The sequence below is a fragment of the Saccharopolyspora taberi genome, from assembly GCF_039534165.1.
Taxonomy (GTDB): domain Bacteria; phylum Actinomycetota; class Actinomycetes; order Mycobacteriales; family Pseudonocardiaceae; genus Saccharopolyspora_D; species Saccharopolyspora_D taberi.
Map to the genome: position 1 here is coordinate 59,737 of NZ_BAAAUX010000006.1, position 14,971 is coordinate 74,707.

The following is a 14,971-nucleotide window of genomic DNA, read 5'->3' on the forward strand; positions in this document are numbered from 1 at the left end:
TGGACCGTGTGAATCCTGCGTTCGGCGTAGCCGGGCCGAGCACGCCGCGCCCGGGGGCATCGAAGCCCGTGGTTACCCTCGGTGCTGTGCTGACTGTGTCGACCGTGAACGTCAACGGGCTGAGGGCCGCGGCGAAGAAGGGCTTCGTGGAATGGCTCGCCGCCACCGACGCCGACGTGATCTGCCTCCAGGAGACCCGCGCCGAACCGGACCAGCTGCCCGCGGAGGTCCTGCGGCCGGAGGGCTGGCACACCCTGCTCGCGCCGTCGGCGGACAAGGGCCGCAGCGGGGTGGCGCTCTACAGCCGGCGCGAACCGCGCTCGACCCGGATCGGCTTCGGCTCCGCGGAGTTCGACAGCAGCGGGCGCTACGCGGAGTTCGACCTCGGCGACGTGGTCGTGGCCAGCCTCTACCTGCCCAGCGGCGACGTCGGCACGCCCCGGCAGGACGAGAAGGAACGGTTCATGAAGGAGTTCCTGCCGTACCTGGCCGACCTGCGCTCGCGCGCGGACAACGTCGTGGTGTGCGGCGACTGGAACATCGCCCACCGCGAGATCGACCTGAAGAACTGGAAGGCCAACCAGAAGTCGGCGGGGTTCCTGCCGGAGGAGAGGGCTTGGCTGAGCCAGGTCCTCGACGAGGGCTACGTCGACGTCGTGCGCGCGCTGCACCCGGAGGGCCCGGGCCCGTACACGTGGTGGTCGTACCGGGGCAAGGCGTTCGACAACGATTCCGGCTGGCGGATCGACTACCTCATGGCGACCGGCGATCTCGCCGAGCGCTGCACGGCCGCGCGCGTGGAGAAGGCCGAGAGCTATGACAAGCGGTGGAGCGACCACGCGCCGGTGACCGCGGTTTTCGACTTTTGAGCGTTCCGAAGGCCGGGCCTCTGAAACGTGGCGGTTGGGCGGTTTCCGGCTCGTGCGAGGGGTTTGGTGCGGCACACTGTGGGGGGTGGCAGACGGACACGAGATCCACAACGAGTTCCACGGGCAGGCCAAGACCAGCTTTCAGTTCGGCCCCAACTACGGTCATATCTCCGTAAACAGCCCATCGAGCTTGTCGGTCATCAACGAAAGGCAGGCGGAACACCTTCGGGACCTTGCCGGCCTGGTGCGTTCGGCGAGTGAGCGGGAGCTCGAGAAGTGGGGCCTGCGGGGGCGGGATGCGTTGCCGGTGCGCTGGCACACCGCGGCCGACGATCTGTTCGACCACTGGACGAAGATCCAGGGTGACGGTGCGCCCGTATCGCTGGACGGCGAGTTCACTGAGATCCGGGAAACGTACGAGACCGTCGAGTCCCGACGGCTGGTGATCCTGGGGCGGGCCGGTTCAGGTAAGACCGTGCTGGCCCACCGATTCATCCTCGACCTGGTCAGGCACAACCCTACCGGCCCGGTGCCGGTGCTGTTCAGCCTCAGCGACTGGAACCCGATAACCGAATTCCGGTCCTGGCTGATCGAGCACATAATCCGAGACTTCGCGTTCCTGGACACCCCGGACACCTCCGGGAAGAAGATGGCCGAGGTCTTCGTGCGACGCGACCTCATTCTGCCCGTCCTCGACGGGTTCGACGAGATCCCCAAGCAACACCGTTCCAAAGCGATCCGCCAGATCAGCTCGGTCGATCTCCCCCTGATCCTCACCAGCCGCCCCGACGAGTACGCCCGCGCCGTACACGAAATCAGAGCCGTCGGCGGGGCCGCGGCCATCGTGCTCGAAGACCTGCCCCTCGACGAGTCCCACGCATACCTGCGGCAGAGCACCGGGAAACCCTGCGGGTATGTCTGGGATGTGGTGTTCGAGCACCTGCGCACCGCCCCCGACGATCTCGCGAGCCGCAATCTCACCACGGTGCTGACCAGTCCACTGATGGTCGTGCTCGCCCGCACCGTCTACAACGACAATTCGGGCCACCAGCCAGGAGAACTCCTCGACACCGAACAATTCCCCACGGCCGAGGACATCGAAGACCGCCTCCTCCACCGCTACCTCAACACCGCCTACACCCACGACGCACAACGTCCACACTGGAGTTCTGATCAAGCACGCCGCTGGCTCGGTTACCTCGCCACACATCTCACCCGACGCAACAGCCATGACTTCGCTTGGTGGAGACTCCCTGCCACTCTCCATCGCCACATCCGCATCCTCGCCACGGTGGTCGCGCTTGGTACCACAGTTGCGCTCACTGCTGGGGTCGCGTACGGGATCGTGTATTGGATCATCTACGGGTTCGCAAATGCATTCATAGATGCGATTTCGATCGGAATCGCGTCCGGAATAGCTGCCGGAGTCGTGGTCGGGGGCATCAACGAATTGAGGTTATTGAGCGAGCGCGGTGGGCAAGAACCGGAACGGCTGCGCCTGGGATCGTGGCAGCGAAGCCACTCGCAGCGCTCATTTTCTACCCGCTTTAAGAAAGTCACATCCGTATTTGCCAAAGGACTCGCGCTCGGGCTCGCGCTGGGGCTCGGACTCGGATTTTCCTTCGAGTTGGTGTCCAATCTCAGTGGAATATTCGGGCTTCCGGTCCATGGGGGGACCTTGATGCTCATGGAAGAAATTATGTTCGGAGTAATTCTCGATTTTATGTACAATCCAGTGGCCAATTCGATAATAGAAATAAACGGCGACTCGAGGCTGAGTATAGGTCTAACTGCGTACGAAGTCGCGTTTGCCCTTACGTTCGGAATTACACTCAGCCTCGCATTCGGACTCGTGAACGTGATTGTGTCAACTCTCGGAGATACCCTCGACCCTCGCGCCACCGAGCCGTGGAAGCTTTTAGCTACCGACCGCCAGGTTGCGCTTGTCCAAATGGTCGCAACTGTGCTCGCTGTCTGGCTCGCATTCGGACTCGCCAACCTAGCCTGGATTCCGTACGCACTCATCGGTGGAATGCTCCGCCTCGCGCTCACGGCGTGGGGAAGCTGGCTGCTGTTCGCACGTCTGTGGCTCCCACTCACCGGGCGCCTGCCGTGGCGTCCGAAGCGCTTTCTCGAAGACGCCTACGACCGGGGCGTGCTGCGCCGCGCGGGCGCGGTCTACCAGTTCCGCCACGCCCGGCTCCGCGACCACCTCGCCCGTCAGGCCCAAGAGCAGTCGGCTGCCACGTAAACACTCGACCAGACATGTCGGGGTCGTTTCGGGTGTCGCCTTCGACAAGATCAACGGGCTGGCGGATCGACTACCTCATGGCGACCGGCGATCTCGCGGAGCGCTGCACGGCCGCGCGCGTGGAGAAGGCCGAGAGCTATGACAAGCGGTGGTCGGATCATGCTCCGGTGACGGCGGTTTTCGACTTCTGATCGTTCGGTGTTTATTCCGCCATACCCGGCTCCGGGATCACCTCGCCGGTCAATATCAAGCTGACGTCAAACGGATAGTGGTGTTGCGGCGCGGAAACCCCGCGCCGCAACACCGGAACGTCAGCCCTTTCAGCAGGGGCGGAGAGAAGACGTTTCGTTGTCCCGGACTTCTGACGTGGGCGTGAAGTTCCCGCTTTCTCCCGGAACAATGGTCATGGCGCGGCCGTTGTAGCCATCTCCCTCGTAAACGCACCAGGCGTTTGCCGAGTTGTTGACCGCCGAGCTGGCCTTGTTGTCGAAATCGCCGAGGTAGGGGCTCCCGGGACTGCCCGGGACGTAAACGGTGCTCGGGCCGTCGTCTCCGGCGTTCGGCATGTCGTAGATGCAGAAGGCCCCCGGTTCGCAAGGGCGTGGCTGCATTACTGGCTGCGGCGGTTCCGGTGCGGTTGCCTGTGCCGGTGCGCTGACGGCGGCAATTGATGCCGCCGCGGCCACGGCCGAGGCGCTTGCCGCGGAGATCCGCTGGACCAGTGTTCGCATATGTAGAACTCCTCAAAGAAGTTGGGTTCCGGCTGCGCTGTTTCCACCAGGCCGAAGCCGGAACGATCACCCCAGATTGCGCCGCCAGGCTAACACCCGAGCCACCGGTCCGGAGGGCTTTCGGGCAAACCCCTCGACCTCCTGGCACGGGCCGCGGGTCCAGCGCGGTGCGCTGCGGCGCGGCCCGCGCGCGGCGGTCGGATCGTTCCGGCGGCGGCCGTTTTTCTCTTTCCGATTACCTGCACGTCGCAACTGCACGTGCAGACGGCGCGTGCGCCACCGCTGGTCCAAATTTTTCACGTTCATTCCGGTTCGTCCGCTTCCCGGGAGAATCGTCGCGGGGGATCAGCTGGTCCGGTGAGGGAATATGCCATTTGGTGAATGTCGGCCGGTTGGTGTATTCCGAATGGGGGCAGGAATTGGCTTCGCCGCGTGGCTTGCTTCTAGCATCCGCGGTATGCGGATCATCATCATCGACTGCGGGGACTGCGGGGGCAGAGGTTGCGACCGCTGCGACGGTACCGGCACGATCACGATCGTCGAAGACTGACGATGGGGTGGGAGAGGCTTCCGCCGGGCGCGGTACCGGAAATCATCCAGATCAAGTCCGGCAAGACCTTCACCGTCTACCGGGTGCCGATGCCGTGCGAAGGACCCGAGGTCAGGCAGGCCGCCGACGGCCGGTCGTACCTGGTCTACATGTACGCCTGCTTCGTCTTCCGGTGGTTCCGCGGGGAAAGCCGGGTGCGGATCTACGCCGGGCACATCGACCAGGACTTCCGCTGGCCGCTGCCGTGGGAGCTCAACATCGAGGACAGGTGGGACCGGGAGGCGCTGGTCGGGCGCGCCCGGGACTGGGTCCGCAGCCACCGGTCCCGGTTCGAGTCGAACCAGCGCAGGCGATAAACCCGTTGTCCCCGCGCCCGGGCCGGGCTAGGTTGCGTGCGCCCGCGACGAGACGTCAGGAGGTGAGGGCCGTGCTCACGACATCCGCGCGCTCCCTCCTCGGCACCAGGGCACCGGGGTTCCGGCCGGGAGCGCGGCTTCTCCCGGAAGGAATCCAATGACCGACCTGGTCATCCGCTCGCTCGCCGTCGGCGAGGAGCAGCTCTTCGAATCCCTGCCCGACGCCGGCCTCGTCGGTCCGGCGCTGCTCGGCCGGACCTTCGGCGCCGAGCACCGGCCGGAGTGGACGCGCGTGGCGCTGCGCGACGGCGTCGTGGTCGCCCGCGCGGCGTGGCGGGGCGGACCGGACGACGACGTGCCGTCCGTGCTGGACTGGTTCGACTTCACCGACTTCGACGCCGCGGTGCGGCTGCTGCGCAGCGCGCCCGCGCGCACCGAGTACTCCCTGACGCTGCCGCCCGGCTGGCGGGACAACCCGGCGGTGAAGGAGGCGGCTGACGCCCGCATCGCCGCCGCCACGGCCGCCGGGCTGGAGTTCCTGGTCGAGCGCTACCGCTACCGCTGGACCCCGGACCACGGGCTTCCTGCCCGGCCGGGGCGGCTGGCGTTCCACGCGGAACCGGACGACGACGTCTTCCTCGCAGCGTTCCGGAAGGTGCACGAGGGCACGCTCGACGCGCACGCCCGCCGCGCCACCGACGAGTCCGGACTGGACGCCGCCGCACGGGAAGACCTCGACCTCCTGCTTGCGCTGCCCGGTCCGCGGAGCTGGTGGCGGCTGGCCCGCACCGAGGACGGCGACCTCGCCGGGCTCTGCATCCCGTCGCGCACCCAGTCCGACCCGGTCATCGGCTACATCGGCGTGCTGCCCGGCCACCGCGGCCGCGGCTACGCCTACGACCTGCTCGTGGAGGCGACCCACCTGCTCGTCGAAGCGGGCGCCGACCGGATCCTGGCCGCCACCGACACCACGAACGTGCCGATGGCGGCCAACTTCGCCAGAGTCGGTTACCCGGTCACCGAGCACCGGATCGACCTGGTCTGACCTCGGTCAGCGCACGGCGTCGAGCGCGTCGATCATGCCCGCGCCGTAGAAGCCGGCACCGCTGGCGCCGCCCTCGCACACCGCGTCCGGCTCGCCGTCGCCGTCCGGGTCGTAGACCTCCGGGCACGGCAGCCGGTCGGCCTGCGCCTCCAGGACCTTGGCGACCTGCGTCGCCTTCCACTCCGGGTGGGTGCTGCGCAGCAGCGCGACCACACCGGCCGCGTGCGGACCGGACATCGAGGTGCCCTGCTTCCAGCCCCAGCCGCCGCCGGGCAGCGTGGACAGGATGCGGCCGTTGGCCGAGGGCGTCTGCGGGATCTGGTTCTTGTCGCCGCCCGGTGCGGTCACGTCGACCGAACCGAGGCCGTAGTTGGAGAAGTAGGACTTCACCGACTGCACGCCGGTCGATCCGACGTTGACGACGCCGTCGAGCTCGCCGGGCAGCACCTCGCACTCGTCGCCGGTCTGGCGGGACTGCGTCGGGCCGCCGTTGTTCGGGCTGTTCTCGTCCAGGATCGGCTTGGACAGGTCCCAGTTGCTGTTGCCCGCGGAGGCGACGTTGACGACGTCCCTGCCCGCGGCGTAGTCGACCGCGCGGCGGACCGCCTCGGCGGCGGCCTTCTGGTCCGGGTCGGTGTCGCACCACAGGTACCAGGGGTCGACGAAGTACGAGTTGTTCGTGATGTCGAAGCCGTGCTCTGCGGCCCAGACGAAACCGCACACCGCGTACTCGGGGTAGATGAAGCCGCCGTCGTCGATCAGCCGCACCGACGCCAGCGACACGTTCGGGGCGACCCCGGCGACGCCGATGCCGTTGCGCGCCGCCGCGATCGTGCCCGCGACGTGGGTGCCGTGGTCCTGCTCGGCGTTCTGCGGCGCCCAGGCGGCGGGCGACTGGTCCGGGATGCCCTGGTTCACGCAGCTCACGGACTTCGACACGTCGAGGTTCGGCTTGAGGTCGGGATGTTCGGGGTCGATGCCGTAGTCGAGCACGCCGACGGTGACGTCGCGGTCGCCCTGCGAGAGCAGGTGCGCCTTGTCCGCCTTGATCAGCGGCAGGTCCCACTGCTCGGCTTCGAGCGGCTCGGTGTCGCCAAGCGCGTTGATCGCTGCGGGAGCGGCGGTGCCCTCGGTCGGCTCCAGCGCGGTGCTGCGCGTCGGCGGTAACCACTCGACGAGGTTGCGGCTGGCGCCTGCCTGCTGCACGCCCGGCTGCTTGCGGACGGCCTCGGCGAAACCGGGGTCGGTCGAGGTCGCGACCAGCACGCCGATCTGCGGCCAGCTCTGCACGACGGTGCCGCCGACGGCGCGCACGGATTCCTCGGTCCGCGCGAGGTCACCGGCCGGGCCGACGACCATGAAGTGCGCCGGTGCGGCGGTGGCCGCGGGCGCGGGCGCGGCTCCGGCCGCACCGGTGGGCACGAGCAGGGCCAACGCGAGCACCGGACCTGCCAGGGCCCGGTACTTCCTTGGTTTGCGTGACACGCGGGTCCTCCCAAAGCGTTTATCACGATCGCCCAGTAATGGATGGATCGGGATTTTGCGCTCATTTGGGGAATGTTTATAGGACACAATGGAGTAATCCCGGTGGCCGAGAGTGAGATGTGCTGTGCGTCGCCGACGGATGCGGGAGCGACCCCGGCGGTCATAGGGTCGCGGGGTGGTAGATCTCGAACTGTCTCCGCCGGAGCCCGTGCCGAGCGCTTCGGCGATGCGCCGGGCCCTGCGCCGCGCCGCGGACGGGGTGTCGCTCGACGTCACCGAAGCCTCGGTCCTGCTGCACGCCAGAGGCGACGACCTCGACGCGCTGCTGGCCGCCGCGGGCCGCGCGCGCGACGCGCACCTGCTGGCCGAGGGCCGCCAGGGCGTGGTCACCTACAGCAAGAACGTGTTCATCCCGCTCACCAGGCTGTGCCGGGACCGTTGCCACTACTGCACCTTCGCCACCGTGCCGCACCGGGTGGAGTCGATCTACCTGGAGCGCGACGAGGTGCTGGAGATCGCGCGCCAGGGTGCGGCGGCGGGCTGCAAGGAGGCCCTGTTCACCCTCGGCGACCGGCCGGAGGACCGCTGGTCGCACGCGGCCGAGTGGCTGGAGGCCCGCGGCTATTCGTCCACAGTGGACTACGTCCGGTCCTGCGCGATCGCGGTGCTGGAGGAGACCGGACTGCTGCCGCACCTCAACCCGGGAGTGCTCAGCTGGGCCGAGCTGACCAGGCTCAAGCCGGTCGCGGCCAGCATGGGCATGATGCTGGAGACCACGGCGGAACGGCTGTGGAGCGAGAAGAGCGGCCCGCACTACGCCAGCCCGGACAAGGAGCCCGCGGTGCGGCTGCGGGTGCTCGACGACGCGGGCCGGGTCGCGGTGCCGTTCACCAGCGGCATCCTGATCGGCATCGGCGAGACCCGCGCCGAGCGCGCCGAATCCCTGCTCGCGCTGCGCCGCACCGCCCGCCAGTACGGGCACGTCCAGGAGATCATCGTGCAGAACTTCCGGGCCAAGCCCGGGACCGCGATGAGCGGCATGCCCGACGCCGACCTACAGGACCTCGCCGCGACCACCGCGGTCGCGCGGCTGCTGATGCCCTCGGACGTCAGCGTGCAGGCGCCGCCGAACCTCGTCGGCGACGAGCTGCCGCTGCTGCTGCGCGCCGGGATCGACGACTGGGGCGGCGTTTCGCCGGTCACCGTCGACCACGTCAACCCGGAGAGCCCCTGGCCGCAGATCGACCACCTCGCCGAGCGGACCGCCGCGAGCGGCTTCGAGATGCGCGAGCGGCTGACCGCGTACCCGCGCTTCGTGCGCGCCGGGCTGGCCGGGGACAGCACGCAGTGGATCGATCCCCGCATCGCCGCGCACGTCGACGCGCTCGCCGACGAGGACGGGCTGGCGCTGCCGGACGCGGTGCCGACGGGCCGGGAGTGGCAGGAGCCGGACGGCGGTTTCGCCTCGCTCGGCCGCACCGACCTGCACCGCAGCATCGACACCGTCGGCCGGACCGGCGACCGCCGCGGCGACTTCGACACCGTCTACGGCGACTGGGACGAGCTGCGCGCGCAGGTGCCGTCCGGGAGCGCGCCGCAGCGGCTCGACTCCGACGTCCGCGCCGGGCTGCGGCTGGCCGAGCAGGACCCGGCCGCGCTGCTCGACGAGTCCAGCACCGCCGCCGCCATGGCCCTGATGACCTGCGACGGACCGGCGATGGACGAGCTGGCCGGGATCGCCGACGGGCTGCGCCGGGAGGTCGTCGGCGACGACGTCACCTACGTGGTCAACCGCAACATCAACTTCTCCAACATCTGCTACGTCGGCTGCCGGTTCTGCGCCTTCGCGCAGCGCGAGCGCGACGCCGACGCCTTCCGGCTCTCGCCGGAGGAGGTCGCCGACCGGGCCGAGGAGGCGTGGCGCGCGGGCGCGACCGAGGTCTGCATGCAGGGCGGGATCGACCCGAAGCTGCCGGTCAGCGGGTACGCGGACCTGGTGCGGGCGGTCAAGGCGCGGGTGCCGGAGATGCACGTCCACGCCTTCAGCCCGATGGAGATCGTCAGCGCGGCGGCCAAGGCGGGCGTGAGCGTCGCCGAGTGGCTGACCGAGCTGCGGGACGCGGGGCTGGGCAGCATTCCGGGCACCGCGGCGGAAATCCTCGACGACGAGGTCCGCTGGGTGCTGACCAAGGGCAAGCTGCCCGCGGCCGAGTGGATCGACGTCGTCAGCACCGCGCACCGGCTCGGCATCCCGTCGTCGTCGACGATGATGTACGGCCACGTCGACACCCCGGAGCACTGGCTCGGCCACCTGCGGACGCTGGCCTCGGTGCAGGACACCGCGCGGGCCAACGGGGTCGGCGGGTTCACCGAGTTCGTGCCGCTGCCGTTCGTGCACCGCAACGCGCCGATCTACCTCGCGGGCATCGCCCGCCCCGGCCCGACCAGGCGGGACAACCGGGCAGTGCACGCGATGGCGCGGGTGCTGCTGCACGGCCGGATCGACAACGTCCAGTGCTCGTGGGTGAAGCTCGGCGACGAGGGCACCTCCGAGGTGCTCACCGGCGGCGCGAACGACCTCGGCGGCACGCTGATGGAGGAGACGATCAGCCGGATGGCCGGGTCCGAGCACGGCTCGGCGCGGACGATCGAGCAGCTGCACGGGCTCGCGGACCGGGTCGGCAGGCGGGCGCGGCAGCGCGGGACGACCTACGAACCGGTGGGCCGGGTGCAGCTCGGGCTCACCGCTCCCTGAACCGGGTGAGTGCGTTCGGGGCGCGGAAATCGACCCGTTGGTCGGTTTCCGCCCCTGGGCTGCGATGTTCCGTCGCGCGTGGTGCTGAAGCCCACCCGGTGCACGCACACTTCAGGCGGAAAATATGATCATTGCGTCGTGGCAGGTTTACGCAACGCGACCATGGCGGTAACGCCTGGTCGGTACAGTCCGCGACTGAGCCGAGAAACGCTTGTGACCCGTGCGGGTTAACCGTCGAGGGAGGCAACGCTCGTGCGTAGCCGTTTGGCTTGCGTGTGCAGCCGGGCGACCGTGGTGGGCGCGGGGCTGGTACTGGGCCTGCTGGTCACCGGGGCCACCGCCGGTGCGGCCGGTTCGACCACCGTGCTGGCGCAGCCGGGACCGCTGGACTCCCTCGGCCCGGTCGGCCTGGTCGCCGTCCTGCTCGGCATCGCCGGGATGGTCGCCGGGGTCTTCCGGAAGAAGAAGATCCAGCCGGAGAACCAGCGCAAGAGCTGACCTCCCGCCGCCACCTGGTCGGGGCAAGGCGCGGACCCGGTCTCGACCGGGCTCGTGAGCTTGGGAGAATCAGGGTGTGAGTGACGTTCCCGCAGCGCAGCAAGCCGAGCAGGCCGTGGCCCGCCCGCGCGTGTTCTCCGGCATCCAGCCCACCGCCGACTCCTTCCACCTCGGCAACTACCTGGGTGCGTTGCGGGAGTGGGTCGTCATGCAGGAGGACCACGAGACCTTCTACTGCGTGGTCGACCTGCACGCGATCACCGTCGCCCAGGACCCGGAGCTGCTGCGCCAGCGCACCCGGCTGTCCGCGGCGCAGCTGCTCGCCGTGGGCATCGACCCGGACCGCTCGACGCTGTTCGTGCAGAGCCACGTCGCCGAGCACGCGCAGCTGAGCTGGGTGCTGGAGTGCCAGACCGGCTTCGGCGAGGCGGGCCGGATGACCCAGTTCAAGGACAAGTCCGCCCGGCAGGAGGCCGAGCACGTCGGCGTCGGCCTGTTCACCTACCCGGCGCTGATGGCCGCCGACATCCTGCTCTACCAGGCCGACCAGGTGCCGGTCGGCGAGGACCAGCGCCAGCACCTGGAGCTGACCCGCAACCTCGCGCAGCGGTTCAACGCCCGCTTCGGCCGCACCTTCCGGGTGCCCTCGGCGCACATCCCGAAGGAGACGGCCAAGATCTACGACCTGCAGGACCCGACCTCGAAGATGAGCAAGTCGATCCCGGCGGGCGTCGTCGAGCTGCTGGAGGACCCGAAGCGGTCGGCGAAGAAGATCCGCTCGGCGGTCACCGACACCGGCCGCGAAATCCACTACGACCCGGAGAACAAGCCCGGCGTCAGCAACCTGCTGGTGATCTACTCCGCGCTGACCGGCCGCAGCATCGCCGACCTGGAGTCGGCCTACGAGGGCCGCGGCTACGGGGACCTGAAGAAGGAACTCGGCCAGGTCATGCTGGAGTTCGTCACGCCGTTCCAGGAGAAGGTGCGCGGCTATCTCGACGACCCGGCCGAGCTGGACAAGATCCTGCGCCGCGGTGCCGAGCACGCCCGCGAGATCGCCGCGAGCACCCTGCGGACCGTCTACGACCGGATCGGATTCCTCCCGCCGGCGGGCTGAACTGATCAACCGCCGGTAGCCTGCACCCGTTCGGGGCAAGACGTTGCTCCCCCGGTGGAGGTGGATCGGTGTCTGAACAGACGCGGCGGCCCGGCGCGCTCACCCGGCTGCGGCAGCGGTACGAGTGGCTGGACCGGCTGATCCGCGCAGCCGTGCGCTACCAGAAGCAGTACGGCGACTACTACGCCGCCGCGATCACCTACTTCAGCGTGCTCGCGCTGGTGCCGCTGCTGATGATCGCGTTCGCGATCGCCGGTTTCGTGCTGGGCGGCAACCCCGCCCTGCTGGAGCAGCTGAAGGCGTCGATCACCACGGCGGTGCCGAACCCGGCGCTGAGCGACATGCTCAACAACGTCGTCAACGAGGCGATCAACAAGGCGGGCGCGGTCGGGCTGATCGGTCTGGCCGCCGCGCTGTACTCGGGTCTGAGCTGGATGACCAACCTGCGCGAGGCGCTGACCGCGCTGTGGACGCAGCAGCCGCCCTCGCAGCCGATGGTGAAGATGTACGTCTCCGACCTGCTGTCGCTGATCGGGCTCGGGCTGGCGATGGCGATCTCGTTCGGGATCAGCGCGATCGGCGGCGGGGTCGGCCGGATGCTGTTCGAGCTGGTCGGCATCGACGAGACACCGGCGGCGGTGTTCGGGCTGCGGGTGCTGGCTACGGCGCTGTCGGTGCTGGCGAGCTGGTTGGTGTTCCTGTGGGTGCTGGCCCGGCTGCCGCGCAAGCCGGTGACGCTGCGCTCGGCGGTCTGGGGTGCGCTGTTCGCCGCCGTCGGCTTCGAGGTCCTCAAGCAGGTCGGCGTGATCTACCTCAACAGCGTCACCGGATCGCCCGCGGGCGCGGCGTTCGGGCCGATCCTCGGTCTGCTGGTGTTCGCCTACCTGACCTCGCGGTTCATCCTGTTCGTGACCGCGTGGACCGCGTCGGCGCCGGAGAACCAGGCAGTGGTCGCGCCTCCGCCTCCCGCGCCGGTGGTGATCCGGCCCGTGGTGCAGGTCCGGCAGCGCGTCGGCGCGGGCACGACCGCGAGCCTGCTCGGGCTCGGCGCGCTGGCCGGTCTGGCCTGGCGCAGGCGGCGCTGAGGTCAGTCCTGGACCGGCCGCGTGGAGCTGTGGTTCCCGACCGGCAGCCCCGCCTGCCGGTAGACCGACTCCAGGTACCGCCGCATCTCGGCGGCGTCCGGGTTCCCGGGCTGGAGCAGCCGGAACAGCACCCCGCCGACCATCATGTCGATCAGCACCTCGACGTCGGTGTCCGCGCTCAGCGCGCCCTCCCGCTTGGCCTGTTCGAGCAGCGCGTGCGCGGTCCGGCGGCGCGGCACGACGTGGTTCTCCCAGTAGGCGGCCATCAGTTCGGGGTGGTGCGCGCTGGAGCCGAAGATCCGGGCGACCATGGCGCGGAACCGGGGCCGGACCATGGCGTCGGCCCAGCGCGGCAGCAGGCGCTCCACCTGCTCGGCGAGCGGGGCGTCCGCCGGTTCGTCCGGCACGGCCTCGCCGCGCAGCGACTCGACCGCCTGCGCGATCAGCTCCTCCTTCGAGCTCCAGCGCCGGTAGACCGTCAGCTTTCCGACGCCCGCGCGCTTGGCGATCCGCTCGATGCTGGTGCCCTCCACGCCGCTCTCGATGAACAGGTCCAGCGCCGCGCTCAGGATCTGCTCGTCCACCGCGGGATCCCTGGGGCGACCGCGCGCTCTCGTCATCGGGTGATCCCCGCGGTCAGGGCGCTGCGCAGCCAGCGCTCCAGGTCGGCCGGGTTCCGGCCGCGCCAGGCCAGGTGGCCGTCGGGGCGCACCAGCAGGACGTCACCGGAACCCGTCGGCTCCAGCGCGACGACGTGTTCGCCCAGCAGCTCGGCAGACGCGTGGCCGACCACGGCCCAGTGTCCGCGCAGTTCGGTGTGCAGCCTGGTCCGCGCACCGTCGCGCAGGCACTCGAAGTCGCGCACCCGGTCGCCGGGCCGCGGGCGCGGGCCGCGGCCGGAGCCGAGCGGTCCCCGGCGGTAGCTCACCAGCAGCTGCGAGGCGATGTTGGTCCCCGCCCGCTGCACCGCGGGCAGCTTGAGCAGCGGGGTGAGCACCCGGTCGCGCGCGAACCTGGTGACCGCACCGCCCCCGAGGAGGACCTTGGTGTTGAACGTCGTGCCGCGCAGCACCTCTTCGGCCAGCGGCCTGCGCTCGGCTTCGTAGGTGTCCAGCAGCGCCGGGGAAGCCGTGCCGTCGACGACCAGCGCGAGCTTCCACGCGAGGTTCTCGGCGTCGCCGATGCCGGTGTTCATCCCCTGGCCGCCGAACGGGCTGTGGATGTGCGCGGCGTCCCCGGCCAGCAGGACGCGGCCGTTGCGGTAGGTCTCGGCCAGCCTGCGGTGGATGCGGAACGACGAGACCCACTTCGCGTCCCGGATGCGCACGCCGGCCTGCCCGGTGCGCTCGACCAGCAACCGCCGCATCCGGTCGACGATCTCCCCGTCGCCGAGCCGGTTCCCGGACAGCGGGACGTCGCACATCAGCCGCCAGAGGTCGTCCCGGCCGCCGGGCTCGCGCATCGGCATCGCGACGAACAGCCCGTCGCGGTGGAGCCAGCCCGCCGACCCAGAGCGGTCGCGGTCCCAGTCGGCGTGCACGTCGGCCAGCAGCCACTGGTCTGCCAGCGGGACGCCGGGGAAGCCGATGCCCGCCAGCTCCCGGACCCGGCTGTGCGCGCCGTCGCAGCCCGCGAGCCACCCGGTGCGGACGGTCTCGCCGGTGCTCAGCGTCGCGGTGACGCCGTCGGCGTCCTGCACCGCGTCGACCACGGCCGAGTCCCACTCCACCTCGACGCCGAGCTCGGCGAGCCGCCTGCGCAGCTCGGCCTCGATCTCGGCCTGGGAGACCAGCAGCGCCGACAGCTGCGCGCCCTCGACCTCGCCGAACCGGATCGTGGCGACCGGGCTCCCGTCGAGGTGCATGGTGAGCCGCATGGCCGCGACCGAGCGCTCCCGCAGGTCGCCCAGCGCTCCGAGCCGGTTGAGGACCTCGACGCCCCGCGCGTGCAGGATGTTGGCCCTCGACGTGGTCGCGGGACCGGCCGCCCGGTCGACCACGCGCACTGCTGTGCCGTGCTGGCGCAGCCCGCACGCCAGCGCCAGTCCGGCCGGGCCCGCGCCCGCCACCAGCACACCCATCGCCACTCCTTTGTTAACGAAACGGGTCCGTTAACAAATTGAACCACCGGTCGTCGCCGACCGTCCAGGAGTGCGGCGACTACGGGTGGTCGTTCCCGGCGTTCCGGCGGCGGGCCGCTGCCGCGCGCTTCGCGCGGCGCAGCAGCACG

12 protein-coding genes and 1 pseudogene are annotated in these 14,971 nt (G+C 69.8%); 9 read left to right on the plus strand and 4 right to left on the minus strand.

Annotated elements, in window-relative coordinates:
• Nucleotides 1–86 precede the first annotated feature (86 nt).
• The 3 genes and pseudogenes from ABD691_RS06575 to ABD691_RS06585 all read left to right on the plus strand — a co-directional run.
• On the plus strand, nucleotides 87–869 hold the full coding sequence (locus ABD691_RS06575; RefSeq protein WP_344678531.1) for an exodeoxyribonuclease III: 783 nt from the start codon (nucleotides 87–89) through the stop codon (nucleotides 867–869).
• Nucleotides 870–954: 85 nt separating this feature from the next.
• Nucleotides 955–3,120: an NACHT domain-containing protein gene (locus ABD691_RS06580; RefSeq protein ID WP_344678533.1), complete on the plus strand. Its 2,166-nt coding sequence runs from the start codon at nucleotides 955–957 to the stop codon at nucleotides 3,118–3,120.
• 53 nt (nucleotides 3,121–3,173) lie between these two features.
• Nucleotides 3,174–3,311 (plus strand): annotated as a pseudogene (locus tag ABD691_RS06585) (exodeoxyribonuclease III); the annotation flags it as partial.
• A gap of 129 nt (nucleotides 3,312–3,440) precedes the next feature.
• On the opposite strand, the gene ABD691_RS06590 reads toward ABD691_RS06585, so the two are convergent.
• On the minus strand, nucleotides 3,441–3,851 hold the full coding sequence (locus ABD691_RS06590; protein ID WP_344678534.1) for a peptidase inhibitor family I36 protein: 411 nt from the start codon (nucleotides 3,849–3,851) through the stop codon (nucleotides 3,441–3,443).
• A 552-nt stretch (nucleotides 3,852–4,403) separates the two neighbouring features.
• Here ABD691_RS06590 and ABD691_RS06595 point away from each other — a divergent pair.
• Nucleotides 4,404–4,757, plus strand: coding sequence for a hypothetical protein (locus tag ABD691_RS06595; protein ID WP_344678535.1), 354 nt, complete (start codon nucleotides 4,404–4,406; stop codon nucleotides 4,755–4,757).
• 157 nt (nucleotides 4,758–4,914) lie between these two features.
• Nucleotides 4,915–5,802 (plus strand): GNAT family N-acetyltransferase, encoded by an 888-nt coding sequence (locus ABD691_RS06600; protein WP_344678536.1) that lies wholly within the window; start codon nucleotides 4,915–4,917, stop codon nucleotides 5,800–5,802.
• A gap of 6 nt (nucleotides 5,803–5,808) precedes the next feature.
• Here ABD691_RS06600 and ABD691_RS06605 read toward each other — a convergent pair whose 3' ends face one another.
• Entirely contained in the window at nucleotides 5,809–7,287 is a 1,479-nt protein-coding gene (locus ABD691_RS06605; RefSeq protein ID WP_344678537.1) for a S8 family peptidase, read from the minus strand.
• A gap of 175 nt (nucleotides 7,288–7,462) precedes the next feature.
• Between ABD691_RS06605 and ABD691_RS06610 the strand changes: the two genes are divergently transcribed.
• The 4 genes from ABD691_RS06610 to yhjD all read left to right on the plus strand — a co-directional run bounded on the left by ABD691_RS06610 (nucleotide 7,463) and on the right by yhjD (nucleotide 12,742).
• Nucleotides 7,463–10,042 (plus strand): bifunctional FO biosynthesis protein CofGH, encoded by a 2,580-nt coding sequence (locus ABD691_RS06610; RefSeq protein WP_344678538.1) that lies wholly within the window; start codon nucleotides 7,463–7,465, stop codon nucleotides 10,040–10,042.
• A 252-nt stretch (nucleotides 10,043–10,294) separates the two neighbouring features.
• Nucleotides 10,295–10,540 carry a hypothetical protein gene (locus ABD691_RS06615; RefSeq protein WP_344678539.1) on the plus strand — a complete coding sequence of 82 codons (246 nt, stop codon included), beginning with the start codon at nucleotides 10,295–10,297 and terminating at the stop codon, nucleotides 10,538–10,540.
• Nucleotides 10,541–10,616: 76 nt separating this feature from the next.
• The gene (gene trpS / locus ABD691_RS06620) at nucleotides 10,617–11,657 is read left to right on the plus strand and encodes a tryptophan--tRNA ligase (RefSeq protein WP_344678540.1); all 1,041 of its coding nucleotides are present in this window, start codon (nucleotides 10,617–10,619) and stop codon (nucleotides 11,655–11,657) included.
• Nucleotides 11,658–11,725: 68 nt separating this feature from the next.
• On the plus strand, nucleotides 11,726–12,742 hold the full coding sequence (gene yhjD, locus ABD691_RS06625; RefSeq protein WP_344678541.1) for an inner membrane protein YhjD: 1,017 nt from the start codon (nucleotides 11,726–11,728) through the stop codon (nucleotides 12,740–12,742).
• 2 nt (nucleotides 12,743–12,744) lie between these two features.
• Here yhjD and ABD691_RS06630 read toward each other — a convergent pair whose 3' ends face one another.
• Entirely contained in the window at nucleotides 12,745–13,326 is a 582-nt protein-coding gene (locus ABD691_RS06630) for a TetR/AcrR family transcriptional regulator (protein ID WP_344678543.1), read from the minus strand.
• Between the two features lie 32 nt (nucleotides 13,327–13,358).
• Nucleotides 13,359–14,822, minus strand: a complete 1,464-nt coding sequence (locus ABD691_RS06635) for an FAD-dependent monooxygenase (RefSeq protein WP_344678544.1) — start codon at nucleotides 14,820–14,822, stop codon at nucleotides 13,359–13,361.
• Nucleotides 14,823–14,971 lie beyond the last annotated feature (149 nt).

Excerpts from the sequence above, each read along its gene's own strand:
- ABD691_RS06600 (WP_344678536.1), top strand. The coding sequence starts at position 4,915 with ATGACCGACCTGGTCATCCGCTCGCTCGCCGTCGGCGAGGAGCAGCTC.
- ABD691_RS06635 (WP_344678544.1), bottom strand. The coding sequence starts at position 14,822 with ATGGGTGTGCTGGTGGCGGGCGCGGGCCCGGCCGGACTGGCGCTGGCG.
- ABD691_RS06590 (WP_344678534.1), bottom strand. The coding sequence starts at position 3,851 with ATGCGAACACTGGTCCAGCGGATCTCCGCGGCAAGCGCCTCGGCCGTG.
- ABD691_RS06595 (WP_344678535.1), top strand. The coding sequence starts at position 4,404 with ATGGGGTGGGAGAGGCTTCCGCCGGGCGCGGTACCGGAAATCATCCAG.